This window comes from Phormidesmis sp. 146-33, assembly GCF_052939515.1.
Genome location: NZ_JBJPHU010000004.1, coordinates 94,051 through 115,771, shown reverse-complemented (window position 1 = coordinate 115,771; position 21,721 = coordinate 94,051). Strand labels below are relative to the sequence as shown.

Genomic DNA, 21,721 nt, shown 5'->3' with positions numbered 1-21,721 from the left:
AGATGTCCAAGTCCCTTAAGCTTAAAGGAAAAAGGAGCCAAGGAAAAAGGAATCGCAAAAAATCACCTTCGTACAAGTTCTGACTCTCTGCGATCAGGTGCCAAACGAGCGATCGCCCGCATCGCCCAATCCTGGAACGATAAAGCCGCGTTCATCCAGCCCTTCATCGATCGCGGCAGTATAGATATTGAGACTGGGGTAAGCCACGCTGAGTTTTTGCAAAGCAGGAGGAGCGGCTACCACTGCGACAATGCGAACCAGGGCGGGATTTACGCCTCGACTTATCAGTTCTTCCATTGCGGCGATCGTCGTGCCCCCGGTAGCCAGCATGGGATCGGTAATCAAAACGTGGGTTTGGGGATCAAACTGGGCGGGGAGCTTGTTGAGATAGCAGCTTGCTTCTAGAGTCTCCTCATTTCGCACCAGTCCCAGATGATAGATCGACGCTAACGGTAGAAGCGACTGTGCGCCATCTAATAGAGCCAAACCCGCTCTGAGAATGGGCACTACGACGATCGGAACTTCGGGATTGATAAAAGTAGCGGGGCAGGGAGAAAGCGGGGTGTCGATCGTCGTCTCGATCGTCGGCATCCATTCTCGAATTGCTTCGTAAGTCAGCCATCTGCCCAGCTCGGTCATGGCGCTGCGAAACAGGGCAGACGGCGTTCCAGAGTCGCGGGCTACGCCCAACCAGTGTTTGATGAGGGGATGGGGAGGAACGTAGACGCGCAGTTGAAGTGTCATAAGGGAACGGGGGGTACTTCACAAGTCTGAAACATCATACTCTCTTCGTGCCGTTGTTTCAGGCAATTCTCCTAATATTTATGTAGAAACCCCAGTCAGTATTGTCAAGTTTTGCGCCTTTTGAAAAGAAAAATCTGAGAAACTTGTTGCTAAAGGTTCTCATTAGTGTTGACAAGATTTCTCAACAAGCTTATAGTTCCTTTAGTGTTCTCCTCTCTAGAGGATCGGCAAAGGGCGTAGGAAGTGATAAATTTCTTGCGTCCTATTTTTTTGGCGCGATCGTATTCGGCAAATCAAGCGCTTATGTGAACATGGCGATCGCGTATCTTTCTACCGTAGGTTCAGAGCTTGAAGGACATAAGAGCCATCAGGCGATGGCCACTTCTCGCAAAAAGGACAGCAGTTCTCGATTCACCGTTTCGGGCGCTTCTTGTTGAATCCAATGGCCACAGTGAGGCAGCAGTTTGATTTTGCAGGGAGCCGCCACAAAGCGATCGAGTCCTTCTGCTAACTTGTGGCTCAAAAGAGAATCTTCTTCACCCCACAACACGAGAGTCGGGGCAGAGATCGGAGTGGGCGATCGCCAAAAATCTTGCACCCAATGCAGCGAAGTAAACAAGTGACGGTAATAGTTGATCGCCGCAGAAAGGGCACCGGGCTTATTTAACGCCGCCTTGTACTTCTGGGCATTTTCCTCAGTGAAGGCTCCTTTACGGATCGCCTGCTCCTGAAACATATTTTTGACGAAATTGTTCAAGTTTTGTTGAATTAACCACTCTGGCAGCCCTGGCACTTGAAACGCCAGCAAATACCAACTGCGACGAAATTGATCCAAATTACTGAGCATCTCGCGCACAAACCTTTGAGGATGAGGCGCACTAAGCAAGGCTAGTCGATCGAGCGACTGAGGAAATTTTTGAGCCAGATTCCAGGCGATGACACCGCCGTAGTCATGACCCACAATGTGAGCGCGATCGTAGCCCAAGTTTTCAATCAGACTGCGAACATCGGCGCTTAACGTATCGAGATCATAGCCGCCTGCGGGCTTTTCAGAATCGTTGTAGCCTCGCAAATCGGGCACGACAACCTTAAAGTGACGAGCCAACGCCGGGATCTGATAGCGCCAAGAATACCAAAACTCAGGAAACCCATGCAGCAACAGCACGAGATCGCCTTCTCCCTGAGTCACATAGTGTAGACGAATGCGATTGGCTTCAATGAAGTGATGTTGCCACTCAGAATCGGGAACGGTCATAAGTATTAAGAGAGCAGCCGTCAGTCGCGCCAGTTGCGCCTTAAGGGGTATGGGCTGCTTAAATCTGTAAACCCCGCTATCCAGATTATCACCAGAAGTTAGCATTCTGGACGAGGGGAAAACAGGGATGTGATAAATAGAGCACTCTATCGAAAGCTTTGCCGACGCGATCGTCTAGTGGTAGCTTTCGGCAGGGAGCGTTGGACGATACTCAGAAGGCTTGACTTGGTATTTGACCAGGTTAGCGAGTTCTTGAAGTTGACTAATGGCTTCGGCCCCTTCGAGCTTCATGAGTTCTCGATCGTCGCGCATCTCAGTCCAGGTGATGCCATAATCAGACACCAAAAACCGAATCAGGTGATTGTTGCCCAGGCTGACCATAAAGGAAGCGCTATTCATCTGACCGCCACAGGTGTAGCACGAAGCCAGATACCCTCGGTTTTCCAGGACGGTGGCCAATGCCTGAAGATTCATCACGAGGTCTTGTACAAACTGTCTATGTTGCTCTGCAAGTCTTAGAAACACGATCGCCCTCCATTCACCACACCAATTCTAAACCTTTTCTTAAGATTTTAACGTTCCGTCCTCTGGTAACGTGGTGCCCTCTTTATAAATAAAATTCGAGGGATGTTAAAAAGGACACTGTAGTCCAGCTTGACTATCCTAGCCAAAGGATCACTGAAACAAAGTATCGACCACAACAAGTTTGGCAAATCTGAAGATTCTTCACTTTCTTATAAGAATTCTTTTAAGAAAGTCAATAAACTGATTGACGCAATCAAGGTTTCAAAGTTCCTCAAGCTGATAAAAGAAGTTAAAAAAGCCGTAGGGACACGACTTAAACCGCATCCCCACTCAAAGCTTCAATCGATTGACCGAGATTCCGGATAGGCGCTCTAATTGACCTGCCACCAGCCAAACAATGGCCCAACAAAGCGAATCGTAATCCACGCGACCACAAGCAACCCAATGCCAACCCATGCGCCCGTAGAACTCCAGTTTACAAACTGTTGAGCTTGCGTTTTGGTGAAAGGCACCCAGGGAGCAATTTTTGGCTCTTTGCCATAGTTTTCTCCCAACGTTTCTTTACGGCGTTTTGCGTCTCCCATTTTCTTAAATTAGATAGGGTTTGTACTGATAATAGCGCCCTGTTTGCGGAGTTTTGATGCTGGAATGTTGAGTTTTGCGTTGAGACGGGCTTGGGAAGTTGTTGGCAACCCGCTCCGATGCTGAAACCTTTTTGTAACTTCTCTTTAAAGAAATTCAAAGTTCTTAAGTTTTGTGGAAGGCACTGCCTAAAATTCTTCTTGCCAATCCTCTGGCGACTGGACAAACAAGCTGGGATCAAGATAATTGATCCGGGCGAGGGGGCTGAGGGCAGATAGGACTTGACTGCCATAGCTGCGATGAATCACCCGACTATCTAATAGAGCGACAACGCCTTGACAATCTCGGACTGGAGCGATCGCTCGCTGCAATTCACTCAAGGCTTCGGGTAGCAAATAGAGGCGAAACCAATCTTGACGCAGTTGTTTGTAGTAGGCAACGCGCCCAGCTACCAGGGGATGTTCGAGAGAAGGGATGGGCAGCGTGGCGATCGCCAATAAGTAGGGAGCCGGAAACACGCTCTGATGCTGTCGCCAAAACTCCCAACCTGTGACCAAAATGCCGTTTTCATCTAGACAGGTGCGCTCAACCTGGACTCTAGACCCAAATTCTGAGGCCAAAATTGAGCCAACCTGTGCTTTGAGCGGCGTGTCTCCGACCAAAATAACCGTGAGTCCCTGAGCGGCGGTGCTGGCACTGAGGAGCGATCGCAACTCCCTCAACAAAGCACTCTGAAACTGAGGCGTGTTGGGCATAGGAATGCCTTCGGGCTGGTAAAGCTGAATCAGGTCGTCCTGGCGATCGAGGGCAAACTTCAGACAGGTGAGGTCGTCCTCTAAGCCCATTCGTTGACGATAGCTGGTCGCGTCTGCATCCAAATCCAATGCGCCTCCGATTAGTACGGTTGGCTGTTGTGACCAGACTCCTTTAAGCGCTGAAGCAATCTCCGTAGGCGTGCAGTGCAGAGAAAATTGTCCTAGAGACCGCACGATCGTTGCCCAGATTAGCTGATCGTCGGTTTGAGTTTGTTCAAAAAACCGATTCCAGGCGGGTGGGGCGCTGGCTGACTGATGCAGCGTTGTGTGCAGAACATCCAGAATTTCGCGATCGGGTTCCTCGATCAGATAGCATTCATAAGGATTAGCGGGGTGGTGAAAAATTGCTTTAGTCAACTGCACCCGTGCATCTCGGATGGCTTCGATCTGGTCAGGGCAGGCCAACATCAAAGCATCCCAATCAGCAGAATTGAGACAAGTCGTGAGCTGCTGGCGCGTCCACAGTTCTAAATCATCGACCCCATCCAAAATGGTCGGAATGCCAGGGGGAAATCTGCCCTCATGATTGAGGCGATCGCTAATCCAGGCTTCTGGAGTGGTCAAAAGAATGCCTGCAAAGTCTGAAATCCAGCGATCGCCTGTTTGGATTGGTTTCGGCGTATCGATCCACTGTTTCAAACGCGGAATCTCAACCCTCAACAATCGCTGCTGTACCGTTTCGGGAGCAACAACCACAACTGACCCTGGCCACATCAAAATCGGCACCAGATAGCTCAAACGATAGCGCCCATGATACCCAGAAGGTGCCCCGGTTTGAATCAGCGCACTGCGATCGATCCGTAGGGCCCGCGCCACTAATCGAGCCATCGTCAAATGGTGCGACCAATAGGGTTCGCCTTGCTCTCGCAAAAAAGCGCGTAGTTGCTGATGGACTTCTACCTCAATCACAGGCTTGGACTCTCGGCGTACTAATTGACCATTCTGACACAGAGACAAAAAACCCTGCGGACTTTAATTTGACCATAGCAGCCAGGATAAAACGAGGGATTGAGAACAGCACGAGACTTGGAGAAATCGCACGTTTTGCCAACGAACCCACGATCGCCAAAATCCGTCATAGCCTTTCAGGTAAATTGATGAAGGTCACTGATCGTCTTTCCCCATGCAGATTCAACAAGTCTGGCAAAAGTATCTAAATCGGCTGGATCTGGACGCGATCGCCCCCCGCTCGATCGTCGCCATCATTGTCCTCAATAGCCTGATTTTCTTTGGATGCAGCAGTGTGCGTCATCTGCTGTTTCAATCGACTGCGCTGGATTTGGGCTATTTTGATCAAGCTGTTTATCTGATCAGCCAGGGGATCACGCCGATCGTCTCCTTTTGGGGCTATCACTTTATGGGCGGTCATGCCGATTGGATTCTCTATCTAGTCGCAGGATTCTACAAAATTTACCCCAGTGTGTACTGGCTGTTTGCGATTCAGGCGATTTCTCTGAGCATGGGGGCGCTACCCGTGTGGCATCTGGCGCGACAAGCGGGGCTAACTCGCTCTCAAGCACAGACGATCGCGCTGACTTATCTGCTCTATCCCTTGCTGTTTAACCTTAACCTGTTTGACTTTCACCCCGAAGTGATAGCACTGCCGTTGATATTAACCTCCGTTTGGGCAGCCAGGAGCGATCGAGTGGGCTGGTTTACGGTCTGCATCATTTTAAGTCTCGGCTGTCGAGATGCCTTGTCACTAACCGTTGCAGCGATGGGCTTTTGGCTACTTGTCTTTGAGAAGAAACGCAAATGTGGCGCGATCGCCCTGCTGCTAGGCTCCGTTTGGTTCGTTTTGGTGACTCAGGTGGTGATTCCTTCCTTTCGTCCAGGGGGCGTTGAATCTGTAGCGCGATATGGCTACCTGGGAGCGTCTCTACCAGAAGTGATCCAGAATTTGTTTCTCAAGCCCTGGTTGATTTTGGGCAAGATTTTCTCGATCGACACGCTGTTCTATTTATTTTTGCTACTGATCCCGATCGCCTGGGGGCTGTCACTTCGCCATCTTGCGCCTCTGGTTGCAGCTTTGCCTACCTTGGTTATCAACATTTTGTCAGAGTTAGAACTTCAGCGCGATTTACTGCATCAATACTCACTGCCAGTGCTGCCGTTTTTGATGCTGGCTGTGATCTCGGCAATCGCCGCCAACAAGTCCTGGATCAAACCTCTACGGGCGATCGTTCTCTGGTCACTGGTCGCTTTTTTGGCCTTGGCGAAGTACGGGTTTTTTGCCGGAAAGTACCTCGATCGGCTCGATACCTGGCAGGCTACTAGAGCCGCGATCGCGCAAGTCACGACCAAAGGGGCTGTTTTGACCACAAGCTACATCGCTCCTCACCTGACCCATCGCCCTTTGTTGGAGTACACCAAACTGATTGCTCCGCCTGCTCAGGTAGATTCCTTTGACTATGTGTTGCTCAACTTGCAGCATCCCGGATGGGCGAGCAGTTTAGAACTGGCAAATCAAGTCTTACAGTTGACTCAAAGTAATTCACAATTTCGGCTGAAATACCAGCGCGATCGCGTCTACTTATTTGAGAGAAAGCGCTGACGATTCGTAGATCAACCCGCCTCAAAGCTGCGAAGTTCTGTTCAAATCGACGGTTCCCCACCACCCTGAAAATTTCTCAAGAATTTAAGAAACTTTGCCCTTCTTGAGTCCCATGTGAAGCTTTCGCGAAGAAACATTCTGTTACGGTTGTCAAGCCTCCTGCGTCTAGTGTTTTATGCAACAGTAGTGAAGCGAAATCACCCACATGGGTGAATTGACAATCCCCTCCTTAGTCAGCCAACATTTGAGATTCCAGCCCATTTGCATGTGCCGTTTGTCAGGTTTTGTCAGGGTTTGAGGGTCTGGCGACTCTAATTTGATTTGTTGTCGCATCGCAGTTACTTCTTAAGCGCATACTATGGTAAACCTGCAACAGTCCGGTAATGTAGATCACTACGCTCTGGACTTTCTCAAAGAAAACCCGGACATCTCTCGATCGCTCCTTGCAGATTGCGACCACGATTTTGATCAAGTTTCGACCTTTGTGGGGCCGATCGTTCAAGCTTCCAAACGCTGTCCTGCGTCTTACTACATTCAAGCAGCGACCACTGGGAGAACGGCCTTTTTAACCACCAATCTGTTTGACCTCGAAGAAGCACGGGTGACAGAAATTGCTTCAACCTGGCTGATTGGTCGCAGTCGAAACTGTGCGATCGCTGTTCCCAATCCCTCTATTTCTCGGTGTCACGCCGTCATTGGTCACAGTCCTCTAGAAGGGTTTTATGTGATGGATGTAGGTAGCAGCAATGGCACGTTTATTAACCGTCATCGCCTCCCTACATTAGAGCGGCGCACGCTTCAAGATGGCGATCTGGTGTCTCTGAGCCACATCCACGTCGAGTTTTTTGTCGTCAGCAATAAGAAAAACCTATCGGGTCTGGTTGGAGGGACGCGATCGTAGTTTTTTCAAGCGCTACCAAATGTGCAACACGCGATAGAACAATTCCCTCGTGGTCGCCTCTAAACTTTAAATTTAGGGTGAAATGGGGGAGTTTCCTTTGCAGGGATGTTTAATGCTTAAGGGCTTTTGAAAGCTATCCGATTTGGCAGGTCGTTTTTTGAACCCCGATCTCTTCGAGTTACCCGCAAGGGGTCGCTTCGAGTTACCCGCAAGGGGTCGCTTCGAGTTACCCGCAAGGGGTCGCGCCTCAACCCACTGCTTGCTGAACGGCTTGCTGCGTCACTTCTTGAAACTGGATGATGTCTTGTCTAGGGTCAACGTGACTGACTCTGAGATCGAGGCGATCACCTGGCTCAATCGATCGACTAAATCGGATCGGTAGCTCCAGACCCAAATCTTCTAATAAGACAAGCCCTAAATTCTCGTGCTCTCTCAGCCATCTCAGCATCAAGGCTTGCCAGACTTCATCAGAGTGACGACGCAGAAACTCTAGTCCCCAGTAGCGATTAGTTTGTCGCTCTACTAGTGAAGCTTCCTGGACGGTGCTGCTGATGGTGAGCATCAAGTCCTTTACCTCGTCGGGCGAAAATGGCAGGTCGGCCCCTCTCAAATGCGCCTTGATCTGAAAATGCGTCAGCAAATCGCTGTAGCGACGAATTGGAGACGTGACTTGAGTGTAGTTGTCTAACCCCAAGCTGGCATGACGCGCAGGCGTGATCGACAGTTCGCTACGAGGCATACAGCGGCGAATTGCACAAGAGCGAACCGGGCCCGCAGGTAGCTGCAAAAGCTCACTTTCGGACGGCAACTCCGGTTGGGGCTGGGCGCGAAAAGGCATCGGCAGGCTGTGGTCTCGACCATAACGAGCGGCCACCTCTCCCGCTAAAATCATCATTTCTGCAACCAACTGACGCGCCCTCGAATCTTCGAGCAGTTGAATCGTGATCTCGTCACTTTTGCTGCTCACCTTGATCGAAGACTCTGGCATATGGATGCTGATCGCTCCTTGAGACTGTCTCCAGGCTTCTCGACGTTTGGCCCACTTGGCGATCGCTTCCAATTCAGACTCGGCCTGTACGCCCCACTGCAACATCTCATCGACATCATCGTAGGTCAGGCGATAAGTGGCTTTGATCAGACTGGTGTGAATGCTGTAGGCTTGCACGCCTCCAGACTCATCTAAAATGACGCTGAAGCTTAACGCACAAGATACTCTCCCTTGATTGAGGCTCATCGGGCCAGTCGCCAACTCCGACGGAAACATGGGGATCATTCCCGTTGGCAGATAGATCGTGGTAATTCGACGACGCGCTTCTAGATCTAAATCGTCTCCAGGCATCAACCAGCGAGTCGGGTCGGCAATGTGAATCCACAGGCGATGCTGACCGTCAGGCAAAACTTCGAGACTTAAGCCGTCGTCAATCTCACGGGTGCTTTCGTCGTCGATCGTATATACCTTCAAGTAAGTCAGGTCTAAGCGATCGGCGTTGAGATCAGCAGGTGGAAACTCCAAACGATTATGCGACACTTCCAGAACCTTTGTAGAAAAATGAGTTGGGATCTGGCTACGCCGCAGAAATAGATTCTCGTGGGGACTCCACAAACCCAAATCGACGAGAAGTTGCCATGCAGCCTGGGGGGTTTCCGGCCGTTTCAGTGCTGCCAGTGTTTCGAGGGCAGGAGTCCGATGGGAGGCCTCTTCTCCCAGGGTAGCAAATCGCTCTAGGGCATCAAGTCGGGATCGATCGCTCACTTGCCATTCAGCCGTATTGCCCTGAAGAACGGTTTGGACGCGATCGAGAAAGCTTTGCCACTCGCGCTGGCGTTGGGCTTCCATCTCGATCTGGTGCTTCAGTTCGGCAACCTGGCTGGCGGGACGAGGTTCGTAGCGATCGCCCTTCTGCTTAAAGTAAAGCTTATCTTCGGAGAGCAAGCAGTAAGCTGCGTAGCACAGTGGTGCCGTTTGGTCGGAAAATAGCAGCATGGCCATTTCTGATGGCTCTGTCGTGTCGCCCGTTTCGCTGAGGATCTCCCAGGCAACCTCTAAACTGGAGGGGTCGAGATAGGGCTGAATCTCCCGCAAAAATTTGGGAATGTCGGAAAACTTGTAGGTTTCTTCAGCGACTTCGCAGGTGATCTGGCGAGGGTGGAGGGTGTGGGGTTGGCCCCGATCGTCGATCACAATCCAGTGTTTTTTACCTTCTGGACGATCGGCAACGGCGAGGCGGCGCTCTCCATTTAAACGAAATTCGACTAGGGTGCCCTTCTCCATCGAAGTCTATTCACTATGGGGGTTAAAGTGTCAACTGCAATCTGGGTGCCTGATATCGGCGAAAGCGTTTCACACCCTACACCTTAACACCCCACGAATTACCCTTCTTGATTGATGAAGGGAAGTAACGCAACAATTCTGGCTCTCTTGATCGCGGTGGTCAGATTGCGCTGCTGCTTGGCGGTCAGGCCAGTGATCCGACGGGGAAGGATCTTGCCTCGTTCGGTGATGAATTTACGCAATAAATCGACATCTTTGTAGTCGATCGGTTCTTCGGGCTTGAGGGGTGAAACGCGGCGACGGTAATAGCTCATAGGAATCCTAAAGGTAAGGGTGGTCAGTGGTCAGTAGCCAAACGTGACTACGGGCAAAAAGTTACCAGCTTGTTGCTAACGGCAGTCTATTTGATTTCTTTGTGGTCGGTGTGCTTGTTGCAGTGGGGGCAAAACTTTTTGAGTTCTAGGCGGGCGGTGGTGTTGCGACGGTTCTTCATGGTGGTGTAACGGGAGACACCGGGAGAACGTTTGTCAGAATTGGTGCGACATTCGGTACATTCCAGCGTAATGATGATTCTTACGCCCTTATTCTTAGCCATAGTGGACAGCCCAGATGGAGAAATTTGATTTAGACACGAAGGTCTATTATCACATACGGTGACGGACTTGGACAATCAGACGTTTAAGGGGATTTCTAGCTAAGAAGTTACTAATCTCGAAAAGCCCCCTAAATCTCGCAATTCTGGGGGACTTTGAGTTTCAAAAGCCCTCTGGCTTTGTTCAAGATTCCTTGAGTTAGGAGAGGGTTTTGCGGCGATCGGGTTCCCAGGGTTGCGATCGGTCTTCTTGGATGGGATCGAAGACGACGCAGAATTCTGATTGGGGTTCGAGTCGTTGGAGGGCGCGGCAATAATGGTCAGCGTTGGCGGGGGATCGGTGGCGGGCAAGGGTAATGCGTTGCATGTTTGGCAGCAGGCGCATCACGGCCCAAGGTTCTAGGCGTTGTTTGTAGTGCATAATAATGACGTTCCATGACAAGTGGATCTGTGAGCCAGTCCGAAGGCTTTTCCAGGGCGCGGACTGGTTCTTAACAGGGGGTGAACTCGATGAATCTTTTCGCTTCGGTTACAGATCTTGGAAGCCCCCTAAATCCCCCACAAGTGAGGGACTTTGAGCCGAAAATCTTAGATTGAAGTCCCCCAGAATTGGGGGGTTGGGGGGCTGAAGGGCTGAACAACGAAGCGAAAAAACTGTCGAATTCACGTTAACAAGGGGTGGATAACAGTAGCGTCAACTGACAACAGTCTATCTTTGATGAAGTCATTTGACAACATTATTTAGTCAAAAGGCTCTGTCACAGTTCAGCGAATGGGAAAAGCAGGGAATGCCCTCAGACAAGTGCTAACGACCTATGGGATTAGCCAGAATCAACTTGCAATCACGATGGGAATTCATCGCGGTGTGATGAGTCGTTGGGTCAGTGAAGACAGAGATCCGTTGGCAGAAGCTTTGTTTGAGATCTATCGGGCGTTGCGAAGGCTAAATCCGGCGGCTGCTGAGGAATTTATTCGCCTGTTTCTTGAAGATGCACGGAATGATGAGAGTTAACCAGGGAACGAACTCTACGGAAATCGAAGCTACTGCCTTCTGAATTCAGCCGATCGCACTTCAAACAGGAACAATTGCACCTCAAACAGGAACGATCGCACTTTTAATAGGAACGATCGCACTCAGAACTCAAATAATCGTGTTCGGAACTCAAATAATCGTGTTCGGAACTCAAATAATCGCGTTCGGAACTCAAACGATCGCACTCAGAACTCAAGCGATCGCACTCAGAACTCAAATAATCGTGTTCGGAACTCAAATAATCGTCTTTAGAACTCAAACGATCGCACTCAGAACTCAAATACTCGTGTTCGGAACTCAAACGATCGCGTTTTACGCTCAAAGCAAGCGGAAATCTAGCCGATCGCTCATTCCGTAAATTACGCTGGTGGTGTCGCGATCGTCACCCAACACTTTTATGACAGGATTAGAACCCCTCTGGATCGAAGCTGCAAAAGGTCTATCAGGTTTAGCCATCAAAACGTTGGGAGAAATGGCGAATAAGCGGTTAGACGAGCCGTTTCAGCAAGCGGTTTACAACTTTTTTGGCAAATACATTCAGAACTATCTCGATCGCCACGGCATTTTGAGAGTGTTGGGGATGCCGGAACCTGTGCGATTGCAGGATATTTATACTGAAGTGCAGTTTTTGGGAGAGGATGGGCGGCGGTGGTATCTGTCGATCGGCAATTTGGAGGAAGCGTATCGATCAGACGATCGACGGTTTCAAGCAAAAACACCGCAGAAGCAGGACGGAATGCAAGCCGCAAACGATCAGCAATATCTGATGGTGTTGGGACAACCGGGAGCGGGAAAATCGACCTTTCTGCGGCGAGTTGGCTTAGAAGCGCTGATGGGTCACGAAGGAAACTATCGGCATGACTGTATTCCGGTGTTTGTGGAACTGAAACGATTTAACACTGGGGAGATTAACGTCGAGAAAGCGATCGCTCAGGAATTAGAAAATTGTAGATTTCCCGATGCAGAAGGCTCTACCAAAAAGCTTTTAGCTCAAGGTAAGCTCTTGATTTTGCTGGATGGCTTAGATGAAGTACCAACTGCACACTTAGATCACGCAATTACGCAGATTCAAGATTTTGTCGATCGACACAAACAAAATCGCTTCATTGCCTCTTGCCGAACGGCCGCCTATCACAGTCGATTTCGCCAGTTCAAAGATGTGGAGATGGCGGATTTTGACGATGTTCAGATTCAGCAGTTCATTACCAACTGGTTTCAGAGCGAACAGGACAAGCAATTTGGCATAGCCGAGAAGTGTTGGGAGCGATTGCAGGAGCCTGAATACTCAGCCACCAAGGAACTTGCTCAAACGCCGCTGTTGTTGACCCTGTTGTGTCTCGTTTTCGACGACTCGCAAGCCTTTCCCAAGAATAGGGCTGTTCTCTATGGCGATGCGCTAGATGTTTTGCTAAAGAAGTGGGCAGCCGAAAAGCGCATTCAACGCGATCCGATCTACAAAGATTTGAGCGTGGCACTCGAAGAAATGATGTTGGGAGAGATTGCTTATGCGGGGTTTGTGAACGATCGCCTTTTCTTCTCCAGACGTGAAGTCGTTCAGCAAATTTGTACATTTCTAGAGAGCAATCTCAACGCGCCAAAACACTTAGATGGCAAAGAAGTCTTAAAAGCAATCCAAATTCAGCAGGGAATCTTAGTCGAACGCGCCGCAGATGTCCTATCGTTTTCCCACCTCACCATTCAGGAGTATCTCGTCGCTCAACACATTGCAGACCATAACTTGATTGAGGAATTGGTTGTAGGAAATATTGCAGAAAGACGCTGGCGAGAAGTCTTTCAACTGGTAGCAGGGCTGATGCGAGGCGGAGCAGATGACCTGTTGCTGCGAATGGAAGTAGAAACTCAGAAATACCTCAACACTGACAAACTAAAAAGCATTGTGAATTGGGCAGAACAAATAACGGCTGGCTCTGAAGGTGACTTTAAACCTGCTGCTAAGAGAGCGATCACTATTTTTCTCAACCGCGCCCTCGACCGCGCCCTCGACTTCGACCTCGACCCCACCCTTCTTTTTGCCCTTGACCTCGCCCACTTCCTTGACCTCACCTTCAGTAACAACGACCGCATCATCCTCATCCCTGATTGTGCCTTCGCTCACAAATTTGAAAGACTAAAAAGTTTTAGATCCGTAGATTTTGCAGCCTTGATTTCGCAATTGGAAGCTTTAGAAACTCAGGCTCCTGATGATAGCGAACCCGATGAAATCCGCCGAGCATTTACAGACCGGATTCTGCAAACCTGGTACACCAATCTCAACCTTAATCCTGAATGGATTAATTTATCTGGTGAGGAAGTCGAATCTCTCAATAATTACCTCTACGCCAACAAACTTCTCATCCGCTGTAAAGAGACCGCTGCGCGAGTGTCACCCAAAACCTGGGAAGGCATCGAATCCCGAATGCTCACCATGAGAGCGTGATCGCCGTTCAGCAGCAGTATCCTAAAGAAAACCCTGATCATTGCAAAGCTTATGACTGTACACGAGCAAGCGATCGACAAACTTCGTCAACTGCCAGATGCGCTGGCGATCGAAGTCAGCGACTTCATTGACTTTCTACTCACAAAACACCCTCAAAACGAGACAGCCCTCCCGTCTCCAGAATCATTAGAAACCGTTGAATCAGACTTCTCTGACTATCTAAAAAACCTGGAAGACTATGAAGACCGTCTAGCGTGTGGAGAAATCCAGTGGTAACGGTGACACGAGGCGACGTGGTTTTATGTGACCTCAACCCTGTAATCGGGACAGAACAAGCCGGAATTCGGCCTGCTGTCATTGTGCAAATCGATCGAGCCAATGCCGTCAGTCCCCACACAATTATTGCGCCCTTCACCTCTAAAATTCGTCGCTCCTTGTTGCCCTCTCATGTCTTCGTTCCCGCAGGCATTGGCGGACTCAGCCAGGATTCCGTGATTCTATGCGAACAGATTCGAGCGATCGACAAATCTAGAATCATTCGAGTGCTTGGTCATCTCGATGCTTCTCATCTTGAGCAATTAGGAGTCGCCTTATCAACAATTTTGGGTCTAACGGCAGAAGATGAATAACTCTCTTGCACTGGAAAAGAAGACGGGTGAAGATAAGCCATGAAAGACTATCACATCAACATCTTCTACCGCGAAGAAGACGAAGGGTATGTCGCCGACATTCCTGACCTGAAATACTGTTCCGCCTTTGGTGAAACCGTTGAAGAAGCCGTTCACGAAGTCTTGATAGCAAAAGCAGCTTGGCTAGAAACCGCGAAAGCAGAAGGCAAACCCATTCCCACCCCAAAATATCGCCCTGCCATCTATCAATTTGCATCCTGACTCATGCTTTCAAGCCACTGATCGCTAACCAGCGACTTCATTAATCTACTCAAGCTGAGACGTAATTTATGGCAATGAAGTTAGAGAGCGTGGTTCCGTTTGGGCGCTCGCTCGATGAGTACATTCAGATGTTTGACCTGACGGAAGATGATTTACAGAAATCAATTCTAGGCGTGGGAGACGGGCCAGCTAGTTTCAACGCAGAAGGGACACAGCAAGGCTATCGAATTCAGTCGATCGATCCGCTTTACGCATTCACGGCGGCTGAAATTAAAAGTCGATTTGATGCCGTTGTGGACAATATTATTCAACAGATCAGAGACTCGCCTGATGACTGGATTTGGACGTATCACGATTCGGTTGAGCAACTCAAAAGCAATCGAGAACGCACGATGGCATTGTTTTGCGCCGATTATGAGCCGGGAAAGGCAGAAGGACGATATACGATCGCAGCGTTACCCACTCTGAAATACCGGGACGGCGACTATGATCTGGGGCTTTGTTCTCACTTCCTGTTTTTGTACTCTGACCAACTGGACGAGCGATTTCATCTAGAAGGCATCTGCGAAATGCTGAGAGTTTGCAAAGAAGTGAGAATTTTCCCGCTATTGACGCTAGGGCTGAAACCGTCTCAACATCTAGCGGCGATCGTTCAAACGCTAGAAGCCAAAGGGCATACATGCGAAATTCAAACTGTGCCTTATGAGTTGCAGCGAGGCGGCAATAAAATGCTAAAGGTGATGAGATAGCCTGTATCTTCACAACAGGTTGATCAGCGAATTTGCCGTTCTAAAAATTCCTTGTGCCTTAACTTATGTTGCCAGCCAAACAAGCTGAAGAATTGATTTTGGGTTTAGTCCAGCCTTTTGAGCGCGATCGCCACTCTGAAACTGTCCCTTTAGAAGCCTCTTTACAGCGTATTCTGGCAGCAGATGTGACGAGTCATCTCGATTTTCCCCACTGGGACAATTCTGCAATGGATGGCTATGCAGTGCGCTTTGAGGATGTGAAAGCTAGTAGTACCGAGAAGCCAGCTAGTCTGAAGATCATTGAAGAAATCCCAGCAGGACATCAGCCCCAGAAAACCGTTCAGTCAGGACAAGCCGCACGAATTCTGACGGGATCAGTGATGCCTCAAGGGGCAGATACGATCGTCATCCAGGAAGAAACGAGACGAGAAGGAGAACAACTCCTAATCCTCAAACCGCCCTCCGAACCACAGGCTTTCGTCAGACATCGGGGGGCATTTTATCGATCGCACACTCCCCTCTTACCCGCAGGTTTGCGCTTGCAGGCCCCCGAAATTGCTGTTCTAGCTGCCGCTCAATGTACTCAGGTGTCGGTGTTTCGTCGTCCGCGAGTGGCTATCTTATCGACGGGCAGCGAATTGGTTACACCGAGTCAGCCTTTGCAGCCGGGGCAGATCGTAGACTCCAATCAGTATGCACTCGCCGCCTTGATCACTCAGATGGGCGCAGAAGCGCTGCCGTTGGGAATTGTGCCCGATCGTCCCGCTGATCTCAAAGACGCGATCGCTCATGCCCTTTCGACTGCGGATGTCGTTCTCTCGTCGGGAGGCGTTTCGGTGGGGGATTATGATTACGTCGATCGCATCCTGGCAGAATTGGGCGCAGAAATTCATATTCGATCCGTCGCCGTCAAACCGGGTAAACCGTTGACTTTCGCCACTTTTGAGAATTCAGAATCTCAACTCAAAACGTTCTATTTCGGACTTCCTGGCAATCCCGTTTCCGCGCTGGTGACCTTTTGGCGATTTGTGCAGCCTGCGATTCGCAAACTATCAGGAGTCACTCAGGGATGGGAGCCAATCTTTGTCAAAGCAAAAACAAGCCAGGAGCTACGATCGGACGGCAAGCGAGAGTCTTATTTGTGGGGGCAGTTGCAGTTGAGGGATGGGGAGTATGAGTTTGCGATCGCGTCTGGTAGCCACAGTTCGGGTAACCTGATCAACCTGGCTGGAACCAACTGTCTTGGCATGATTCCAGTCGGACAAATCCACGTCTCACCAGGAGAAACGATCCAAGTTCTGCAAATCAGCGCCCTTTAACACGGATCACTTAGGAGGTCTCCGGCGTTGCAGAAACTCAGGAATATCTAAACCAGGCGGCTTACCTTTCGGTTCTGAAGGAGCCGTAGAAGGTGTGGGATTGATGGGCGCAGGACGCTTGGGTAAGACAGAGGGTTTTGCCTGCGCTTGTTGCTGTTGAGTTTCGGGCGAAAATCCAGTTGCAATCACGGTAATCCGCACTTCACCCTGAAGCCGTTCGTCAATCACCGCACCAAAAATAATGTTGGCATTGGGATCGACAACTTCGTAGATGATTTCTGCGGCAGCATTCACCTCGTGCAGCGTCAGATCAGACCCGCCCGTAATGTTAAAGACGACTCCTCTCGCGCCATCGATCGACGCTTCTAGCAAAGGAGAAGAAATGGCGGCGATCGCTGCTTCTCTGGCCCGCGATTTGCCCGACCCAATGCCAATCCCCATCAGGGCTGACCCCGCATCCGCCATCACCGCTCGCACATCGGCAAAATCGACGTTGACCAAACCGGGAATCGTAATAATGTCAGAAATGCCCTGCACGCCCTGACGCAAAATGTCATCCGCCGTTCTAAATGCTTCCTGGACGGGGGTTTGCTCAGAGATTACCGTCAGCAGTTTGTCATTAGGAATGATAATCAGCGTATCGACTCGACTTTGCAGCGCAGCGATGCCTTCTTCGGCCTGACCTGTGCGCCGCCGACCCTCAAAGGTGAAAGGACGAGTCACCACTCCGACCGTCAGGGCCCCTAATTCTTTGGCGACTTCGGCAACGATCGGGGCGGCTCCCGTCCCAGTTCCCCCACCCATGCCAGCGGTGATAAAGACCAAATCGGCATGTTCGAGCGCCGTGGCAATTTCATCGCGAGATTCTTCGGCGGCTTTTTGCCCGATCGCCGGATTTCCGCCTGCGCCCAATCCTCTTGTCAGCTTTTGACCCACCTGTAATCGCTTAGGGGCTGCTGCCTGAGCCAGCGCTTGAGCATCGGTATTGACCGTCCAAAACTCGACCCCTGAGACATCGCTGGCGATCATTCGGTTGACCGCATTGCCCCCGCCCCCGCCAACGCCAATCACCTTGATCTTCGCAATACTTCCTGGCACGATATCACCACTCCTTAAATCTTCTCCAGGCATTCCTTTGAGACTGGAATTCTGGCTTAGATAGAGACTGGAGTTCCCAAACGAGTTTGAGTTGTCTGCGATCGACGAAAAGCCAGATTGTCCTTCGGCATGGGAATTTTCGTAGCCCTGCTCCAGGCTGCTATCGAGCGTCATTGGAACGGTATTTGACTCATTGTTAAGCGTCATTGGAATGTACGGGCGATGATTTATGAACAAAAAACCAGTCCTAGAAAAACTCTAGATCGCTGGGATAATCTAACTTGAGAAACCAACGATATTGCCATAGTTATAAAAGCAAAAGCGTATTGGTGGTGACAGGCTCAAGTTACGTTTTGTAGTGATAGATTTGCAAATTTTCGCACAGTTTTTCGCATAGTATTCGCGTGATGAGTATTCGCATGGTGAATGCCCTAGGGGGTACTTAATTTTACAGGACTTTTTGGCGTAATCATTTGAACAGAGGGGGATTCTGGATTTCTCAAATCAATGTAAGCAATCTGGTTGAGGTTGACGCGGCTGGATAATCGTCGCAGGCGATCGAGCGCTTTAAGCTGACTTGTAAAGTTTGCACCATAGAGTCCACAGTGGACGGTTCCTAATTCTGTCTTAAGAATCAAATTGTTGGGGTCGTCCAGATTGACTTCAAGAACTTTGACAGAACTGCGACGAATCGCCTGATAAAGCTGTGACCAACTGGCACGATATTGACTGAGCTTTCCCGTCACTTTTAGCGTGGGGAGTTTTAGGCTTTGATTGAGAGAAGTATAGCTTTCTAAGGGAATCCAGATGCCGTTTTCATCTAATAATCCAGGCTGATCCGGGTCGGTAGTTTTGGTGGCCCCGGCTTGAGGAAGGGCAACCGCAACCGGAGTCCGCTCCTGAATTCTCACAGTGAGACTGGGTGGAAACAGTTGGCGATCGACGGTCGCTTCGGCAATGGGAGCTTTGGCTTTGAGCGCATTCGAGACGGCCTGAGGCTGAATTTTTAGAAGAGATTGAGGATAGGCGATCGGCAGCAGGGTGCGAATAGTTTGTGCAGAGATAAATTGATTGCCCTTGATTGTAACCTGTTCAGGTTTGCGAATGACCCAGGCAGGCAAAGTCGCCGCCCAAACCGTCCCGGTGGCCAGCCCAAAAACAGCAAGACTGCGCCAACTGGCCTGAAAAAATCTCACACGTCTCTGGCGGCGTAGTTTTTGCCGTCGTTGGCTCAACTCAGTCTGGGAAACGGGGGCAATGCTGGTCATCCTGGCTCACTCACAAACTGGGTTCGGCAGACGGAATTACTTTGAAAAGATTATTTTTGAAGGAATATTTATGCAGAAATGCTTTTGCAGAAGTCCTCAACAGGGGTTGAAATGGCAAAAATGGCAAACTGCTAGGACTCGCGACTTCTCTCGGCTCTATCAATCTTTGAGAAAAAGCCTTGAGAAAAGGGAGGTTGAAAGCTTTGAATTGCGCCGATCGAGATAGACGATTACTCTAGGCGACTTTTGTCCAGGCAGAAAGGCAACTTTGAACCGATCGTCGATTTCTGGGTGCCATCTCAAAAGCCCGAATCCGTCTTTTCATTTAATCACTCATTGCTGATTCTGGACTTGCCTCTTTGAGAAAGTTTGTCCGAGTCTACGTCGTCGATTCTTGCAATAGGGTAACGACTCGTTCGCCAAATTCAGGATCAACATTCGCTAAACCCAGCAATTGCAGATACTCCTGGCGAGACAGACCCGCCTTTTCGATGTCGGCGATCGCTTCCGCTTCGATATCTCGTTGAATTCGCAAAGATTCTGACTCGGTTTCTGCACCCTGTAGCTCTCCTTCGCGGCGATCGATGAGAGAAACGACCTGCAAATAGGCGCTGATGAACTGGTTGACCTTCTCAGAAGGAATGCTGGTTGCGTCCAGTCCGGCAGGCTTGGGGGGCGAAGAGTTGGGAGCCAAAACTTCGGGTGTGACAGGCATAGAACCGTCAGCAAGAGCCGGAAAAGCCAACAGGAAGCAGGCAAAGAGCAAGAAGAGGAAATGAATCAGCGATCGCATCCCAATTTTTCCAGGTGAAGCGCCTCGATTTTAACGTGAATTCAATTTCTTCGAGTTACCCAAAAGGGGTCGAGTTCTCTGGAACTTTAAGATCAGATTCTCGGCTTTAAGTCCTCCACTAATGAGGATTTATTGGAGTTTCCAGATCTGAAGCTGTGGCGAAAAATTCTGGAGAGTTTAGGCGATTTTAGGACTCTTCTCCGGCAAATCGGAGCCGATCGGTCATCTTTAAAGTGCCAGGGGTAAAGTAGTCCGTTGTCCAGCGATCGTCGGGAGTCAGCATCGGAGGCTTGATTGTTTTGCCCTCGGCCTCTAGACCGCGCAGCCGAAAACGGAATCGATAGTGGTCATAAAGCCGCATCAGTTCGCAGCCATAGCAGTCGGCGACATCTACATTGCCCTGCACGATTAAGAAATTTTCGTCATTGCCCTGAGAAGCGTTGGAAGAAAAATTGTGAGAGCCGCTGACGATCGTCGGCTGATCTGAGGTGAAATCGACAATAATCAGCTTGGTGTGAATCAAAATATTGCCTTTTTGCCCTTGAGTAGACTCTTTGAGAAACCCTTCTAATCCCTCATTGAGCATGGCGGTGGCAGTGAATTCGGCAGTGCGATCGGCGTGAAATCCTGAAATTTTTGAGCGACTATTTTGCAAGCCGTAGCGCAAGATTGGATCGTTGGGTTCGCCTAAGAAAGCCTGCTCTAACGGGTCAAATAAATCGAATGCCGTACAGAATAAAACGTCGCGATCGGCGGCTTTAACCAGATCGACAAAGGCTTGCAAATCTTTTTTACCTGTCCGAGGAGAAAAGCCAGCAAAGAGCGAATGGTTTGTCTCGATCGAATTACTTTGATTGATGTATCGGCGCGTTGCCGTAGGCTTGTCTCCGCGAAATAGCCCTTCAAATAAGTCGAGATAGGATTGGGCAGTGTCCGATCGATTGACGATATGAACGACGTTTGCCTGACGATAAATGCCATTTTCGGTGAAGTTGGTTGACCCACACAAGACGGCTTGACCCCTGCGATTTTCTGACTCAATGCGACTGAGAACAATGAACTTGTGGTGACAAATGTTGTGAGTGACTCTAGCCCGTTTTGCTGCGTCGGGTAAAGTTTCCAAGTTTTTGGCGTTGAGTTCGGTTTGCTCGTCGTCAGGCTTTGCGTGGTAGACAACTCGCACCTTTACGCCTCTTTTGTGGGCCGCCGCGATCGCTTGCACAATTTCAGAAAGCTCGTATTCGTAGATAGCAACGTCGATCGCCCAGGTTTCATCAATCGCTCGATTAATAAACCCAATAATTTGCTCCAGCACGCCTCGACTCAACCAATCTAGCGCTTCGGGAGGCAAGGGCGGACGAGGGTTTTTGGCTTTGCGGGCGGCTTCTAAATCCGCTTCGACTTGAGGAAATTTGCGACAAAAGGCTTGACTAGCGGCGGCGGCTCGATTGAATAAAATACAGTGATCCCCGTTTAGAGAACTGGCCGTCTTGACGCGCACTGACAGCCCTGCTTCGACTTTGAGCTTTTCGGGATCGCCATAAACAGGATGCACAATATACTCGTAAGTCGTGTCTGGATATACCCGGTAGTCTGACCAGCGAAACTTTTGAATCGGAGCACGATTGCTGGGGATCAGTTGCCCAGGACGAATCTGCATGTGGGGAAAGGGCAGCATTCCCGTTAGCCATTCTTTCTTGCCCGATCGCCCATCGACCCGCGCGATCGCAAACCCCAACAGACCTTTCCGCTGCTCAGGGGTGACATTCATGGCCAAAATGACTCCTGTCGTCCCGGCGTAGGCTTTGACTGAAATTCCATCTTTGCGGGTAGTTTGACGCATGGGGCACCGTGGGGATTATTTTCTCTAACCCACAAATACACTGCCTGCCTG

The 21,721-nt window shown here is 49.9% G+C and carries 23 protein-coding genes; 9 read left to right on the top strand and 14 right to left on the bottom strand.

The genetic code is table 11. The features are described from left to right. Nucleotides 1–93: 93 nt before the first annotated feature. The 5 genes from upp to ACJ2PR_RS03210 form a co-directional block, all read right to left on the bottom strand. On the bottom strand, nt 94–744 hold the full coding sequence (gene upp / locus ACJ2PR_RS03230) for a uracil phosphoribosyltransferase (RefSeq protein ID WP_446875888.1): 651 nt from the start codon (nt 742–744) through the stop codon (nt 94–96). A 367-nt stretch (nt 745–1,111) separates the two neighbouring features. Continuing rightward, nucleotides 1,112–2,104, bottom strand: a complete 993-nt coding sequence (locus tag ACJ2PR_RS03225; protein WP_446875887.1) for an alpha/beta fold hydrolase — start codon at nt 2,102–2,104, stop codon at nt 1,112–1,114. A 69-nt stretch (nt 2,105–2,173) separates the two neighbouring features. Beyond that, nucleotides 2,174–2,524, bottom strand: coding sequence for a DUF1815 family protein (locus tag ACJ2PR_RS03220; protein WP_446856322.1), 351 nt, complete (start codon nt 2,522–2,524; stop codon nt 2,174–2,176). A gap of 371 nt (nt 2,525–2,895) precedes the next feature. After that, nucleotides 2,896–3,108, bottom strand: a complete 213-nt coding sequence (locus tag ACJ2PR_RS03215) for a DUF2839 domain-containing protein (protein ID WP_446856321.1) — start codon at nt 3,106–3,108, stop codon at nt 2,896–2,898. Nucleotides 3,109–3,294: 186 nt separating this feature from the next. Continuing rightward, nucleotides 3,295–4,878, bottom strand: a complete 1,584-nt coding sequence (locus tag ACJ2PR_RS03210; RefSeq protein ID WP_446856320.1) for an ATP-dependent DNA helicase — start codon at nt 4,876–4,878, stop codon at nt 3,295–3,297. Nucleotides 4,879–5,044: 166 nt separating this feature from the next. Between ACJ2PR_RS03210 and ACJ2PR_RS03205 the strand changes: the two genes are divergently transcribed. After that, nucleotides 5,045–6,475 carry a DUF2079 domain-containing protein gene (locus tag ACJ2PR_RS03205; protein WP_446875886.1) on the top strand — a complete coding sequence of 477 codons (1,431 nt, stop codon included), beginning with the start codon at nt 5,045–5,047 and terminating at the stop codon, nt 6,473–6,475. A 358-nt stretch (nt 6,476–6,833) separates the two neighbouring features. Beyond that, nucleotides 6,834–7,376, top strand: a complete 543-nt coding sequence (locus ACJ2PR_RS03200; RefSeq protein WP_446856318.1) for an FHA domain-containing protein — start codon at nt 6,834–6,836, stop codon at nt 7,374–7,376. Between the two features lie 247 nt (nt 7,377–7,623). Here the strand turns inward: ACJ2PR_RS03200 and ACJ2PR_RS03195 are convergent, their stop codons facing one another. The 4 genes from ACJ2PR_RS03195 to ACJ2PR_RS03180 all read right to left on the bottom strand — a co-directional run bounded on the left by ACJ2PR_RS03195 (nt 7,624) and on the right by ACJ2PR_RS03180 (nt 10,661). Continuing rightward, nucleotides 7,624–9,648, bottom strand: coding sequence for a ribonuclease catalytic domain-containing protein (locus ACJ2PR_RS03195; RefSeq protein ID WP_446875885.1), 2,025 nt, complete (start codon nt 9,646–9,648; stop codon nt 7,624–7,626). Between the two features lie 98 nt (nt 9,649–9,746). Continuing rightward, nucleotides 9,747–9,962 (bottom strand): 30S ribosomal protein S18, encoded by a 216-nt coding sequence (rpsR, locus tag ACJ2PR_RS03190; RefSeq protein ID WP_446856316.1) that lies wholly within the window; start codon nt 9,960–9,962, stop codon nt 9,747–9,749. Nucleotides 9,963–10,048: 86 nt separating this feature from the next. Then, a complete protein-coding gene (rpmG, locus tag ACJ2PR_RS03185) occupies nt 10,049–10,243 on the bottom strand; it encodes a 50S ribosomal protein L33 (RefSeq protein ID WP_446866846.1) in 195 nt (64 codons plus the stop codon). Between the two features lie 196 nt (nt 10,244–10,439). Beyond that, nucleotides 10,440–10,661: a hypothetical protein gene (locus tag ACJ2PR_RS03180; RefSeq protein ID WP_446875884.1), complete on the bottom strand. Its 222-nt coding sequence runs from the start codon at nt 10,659–10,661 to the stop codon at nt 10,440–10,442. A gap of 351 nt (nt 10,662–11,012) precedes the next feature. Between ACJ2PR_RS03180 and ACJ2PR_RS03175 the strand changes: the two genes are divergently transcribed. Continuing rightward, a complete protein-coding gene (locus ACJ2PR_RS03175) occupies nt 11,013–11,252 on the top strand; it encodes a helix-turn-helix domain-containing protein (RefSeq protein ID WP_446856313.1) in 240 nt (79 codons plus the stop codon). 103 nt (nt 11,253–11,355) lie between these two features. Here the strand turns inward: ACJ2PR_RS03175 and ACJ2PR_RS03170 are convergent, their stop codons facing one another. Continuing rightward, nucleotides 11,356–11,574 (bottom strand): hypothetical protein, encoded by a 219-nt coding sequence (locus tag ACJ2PR_RS03170; protein WP_446875883.1) that lies wholly within the window; start codon nt 11,572–11,574, stop codon nt 11,356–11,358. A 96-nt stretch (nt 11,575–11,670) separates the two neighbouring features. On the opposite strand from ACJ2PR_RS03170, the gene ACJ2PR_RS03165 reads away from it, so the two are divergent. From ACJ2PR_RS03165 to ACJ2PR_RS03140, 6 genes are all read left to right on the top strand, one after another. Beyond that, complete coding sequence (locus ACJ2PR_RS03165; RefSeq protein ID WP_446866851.1) at nt 11,671–13,710, top strand: NACHT domain-containing protein; 2,040 nt, start codon at nt 11,671–11,673, stop codon at nt 13,708–13,710. Between the two features lie 51 nt (nt 13,711–13,761). Next, a complete protein-coding gene (locus ACJ2PR_RS03160) occupies nt 13,762–13,986 on the top strand; it encodes a DUF2281 domain-containing protein (protein WP_446866852.1) in 225 nt (74 codons plus the stop codon). Then, nucleotides 13,980–14,339 carry a type II toxin-antitoxin system PemK/MazF family toxin gene (locus ACJ2PR_RS03155; RefSeq protein WP_446875881.1) on the top strand — a complete coding sequence of 120 codons (360 nt, stop codon included), beginning with the start codon at nt 13,980–13,982 and terminating at the stop codon, nt 14,337–14,339. The genes ACJ2PR_RS03160 and ACJ2PR_RS03155 overlap by 7 nt, the downstream gene beginning before the upstream one ends. A 39-nt stretch (nt 14,340–14,378) precedes the next feature. Next, the gene (locus ACJ2PR_RS03150; protein WP_446875880.1) at nt 14,379–14,600 is read left to right on the top strand and encodes a type II toxin-antitoxin system HicB family antitoxin; all 222 of its coding nucleotides are present in this window, start codon (nt 14,379–14,381) and stop codon (nt 14,598–14,600) included. A gap of 68 nt (nt 14,601–14,668) precedes the next feature. Continuing rightward, nucleotides 14,669–15,349, top strand: coding sequence for an SAM-dependent methyltransferase (locus ACJ2PR_RS03145; protein WP_446875878.1), 681 nt, complete (start codon nt 14,669–14,671; stop codon nt 15,347–15,349). 65 nt (nt 15,350–15,414) lie between these two features. Continuing rightward, nucleotides 15,415–16,668, top strand: coding sequence for a molybdopterin molybdotransferase MoeA (locus tag ACJ2PR_RS03140; protein WP_446875876.1), 1,254 nt, complete (start codon nt 15,415–15,417; stop codon nt 16,666–16,668). A 6-nt stretch (nt 16,669–16,674) separates the two neighbouring features. Here ACJ2PR_RS03140 and ftsZ read toward each other — a convergent pair whose 3' ends face one another. The 4 genes from ftsZ to ACJ2PR_RS03120 all read right to left on the bottom strand — a co-directional run bounded on the left by ftsZ (nt 16,675) and on the right by ACJ2PR_RS03120 (nt 21,670). Further along, the gene (gene ftsZ, locus ACJ2PR_RS03135) at nt 16,675–17,973 is read right to left on the bottom strand and encodes a cell division protein FtsZ (RefSeq protein WP_446856308.1); all 1,299 of its coding nucleotides are present in this window, start codon (nt 17,971–17,973) and stop codon (nt 16,675–16,677) included. A 224-nt stretch (nt 17,974–18,197) separates the two neighbouring features. Next, nucleotides 18,198–19,034 carry a cell division protein FtsQ/DivIB gene (locus ACJ2PR_RS03130; protein ID WP_446866857.1) on the bottom strand — a complete coding sequence of 279 codons (837 nt, stop codon included), beginning with the start codon at nt 19,032–19,034 and terminating at the stop codon, nt 18,198–18,200. A gap of 379 nt (nt 19,035–19,413) precedes the next feature. Continuing rightward, nucleotides 19,414–19,827 carry a DUF4168 domain-containing protein gene (locus tag ACJ2PR_RS03125; protein WP_446875875.1) on the bottom strand — a complete coding sequence of 138 codons (414 nt, stop codon included), beginning with the start codon at nt 19,825–19,827 and terminating at the stop codon, nt 19,414–19,416. 187 nt (nt 19,828–20,014) lie between these two features. Beyond that, complete coding sequence (locus ACJ2PR_RS03120) at nt 20,015–21,670, bottom strand: phospholipase D-like domain-containing protein (RefSeq protein WP_446875874.1); 1,656 nt, start codon at nt 21,668–21,670, stop codon at nt 20,015–20,017. Nucleotides 21,671–21,721: the final 51 nt, after the last annotated feature.

What these genes read in the sequence shown, in the direction of transcription:
- upp (WP_446875888.1), bottom strand. Translation starts at nt 744, where the DNA reads ATGACACTTCAACTGCGCGTCTACGTTCCTCCCCATCCCCTCATCAAA.
- ACJ2PR_RS03225 (WP_446875887.1), bottom strand. Translation starts at nt 2,104, where the DNA reads ATGCTAACTTCTGGTGATAATCTGGATAGCGGGGTTTACAGATTTAAG.
- ACJ2PR_RS03215 (WP_446856321.1), bottom strand. Translation starts at nt 3,108, where the DNA reads ATGGGAGACGCAAAACGCCGTAAAGAAACGTTGGGAGAAAACTATGGC.
- ACJ2PR_RS03205 (WP_446875886.1), top strand. Translation starts at nt 5,045, where the DNA reads ATGCAGATTCAACAAGTCTGGCAAAAGTATCTAAATCGGCTGGATCTG.
- ACJ2PR_RS03200 (WP_446856318.1), top strand. Translation starts at nt 6,834, where the DNA reads ATGGTAAACCTGCAACAGTCCGGTAATGTAGATCACTACGCTCTGGAC.
- ACJ2PR_RS03195 (WP_446875885.1), bottom strand. Translation starts at nt 9,648, where the DNA reads ATGGAGAAGGGCACCCTAGTCGAATTTCGTTTAAATGGAGAGCGCCGC.
- rpsR (WP_446856316.1), bottom strand. Translation starts at nt 9,962, where the DNA reads ATGAGCTATTACCGTCGCCGCGTTTCACCCCTCAAGCCCGAAGAACCG.
- rpmG (WP_446866846.1), bottom strand. Translation starts at nt 10,243, where the DNA reads ATGGCTAAGAATAAGGGCGTAAGAATCATCATTACGCTGGAATGTACC.
- ACJ2PR_RS03180 (WP_446875884.1), bottom strand. Translation starts at nt 10,661, where the DNA reads ATGCACTACAAACAACGCCTAGAACCTTGGGCCGTGATGCGCCTGCTG.
- ACJ2PR_RS03175 (WP_446856313.1), top strand. Translation starts at nt 11,013, where the DNA reads ATGGGAAAAGCAGGGAATGCCCTCAGACAAGTGCTAACGACCTATGGG.
- ACJ2PR_RS03165 (WP_446866851.1), top strand. Translation starts at nt 11,671, where the DNA reads ATGACAGGATTAGAACCCCTCTGGATCGAAGCTGCAAAAGGTCTATCA.
- ACJ2PR_RS03160 (WP_446866852.1), top strand. Translation starts at nt 13,762, where the DNA reads ATGACTGTACACGAGCAAGCGATCGACAAACTTCGTCAACTGCCAGAT.
- ACJ2PR_RS03150 (WP_446875880.1), top strand. Translation starts at nt 14,379, where the DNA reads ATGAAAGACTATCACATCAACATCTTCTACCGCGAAGAAGACGAAGGG.
- ACJ2PR_RS03145 (WP_446875878.1), top strand. Translation starts at nt 14,669, where the DNA reads ATGGCAATGAAGTTAGAGAGCGTGGTTCCGTTTGGGCGCTCGCTCGAT.
- ACJ2PR_RS03140 (WP_446875876.1), top strand. Translation starts at nt 15,415, where the DNA reads ATGTTGCCAGCCAAACAAGCTGAAGAATTGATTTTGGGTTTAGTCCAG.
- ftsZ (WP_446856308.1), bottom strand. Translation starts at nt 17,973, where the DNA reads ATGACGCTTAACAATGAGTCAAATACCGTTCCAATGACGCTCGATAGC.
- ACJ2PR_RS03130 (WP_446866857.1), bottom strand. Translation starts at nt 19,034, where the DNA reads ATGACCAGCATTGCCCCCGTTTCCCAGACTGAGTTGAGCCAACGACGG.
- ACJ2PR_RS03125 (WP_446875875.1), bottom strand. Translation starts at nt 19,827, where the DNA reads ATGCGATCGCTGATTCATTTCCTCTTCTTGCTCTTTGCCTGCTTCCTG.
- ACJ2PR_RS03120 (WP_446875874.1), bottom strand. Translation starts at nt 21,670, where the DNA reads ATGCGTCAAACTACCCGCAAAGATGGAATTTCAGTCAAAGCCTACGCC.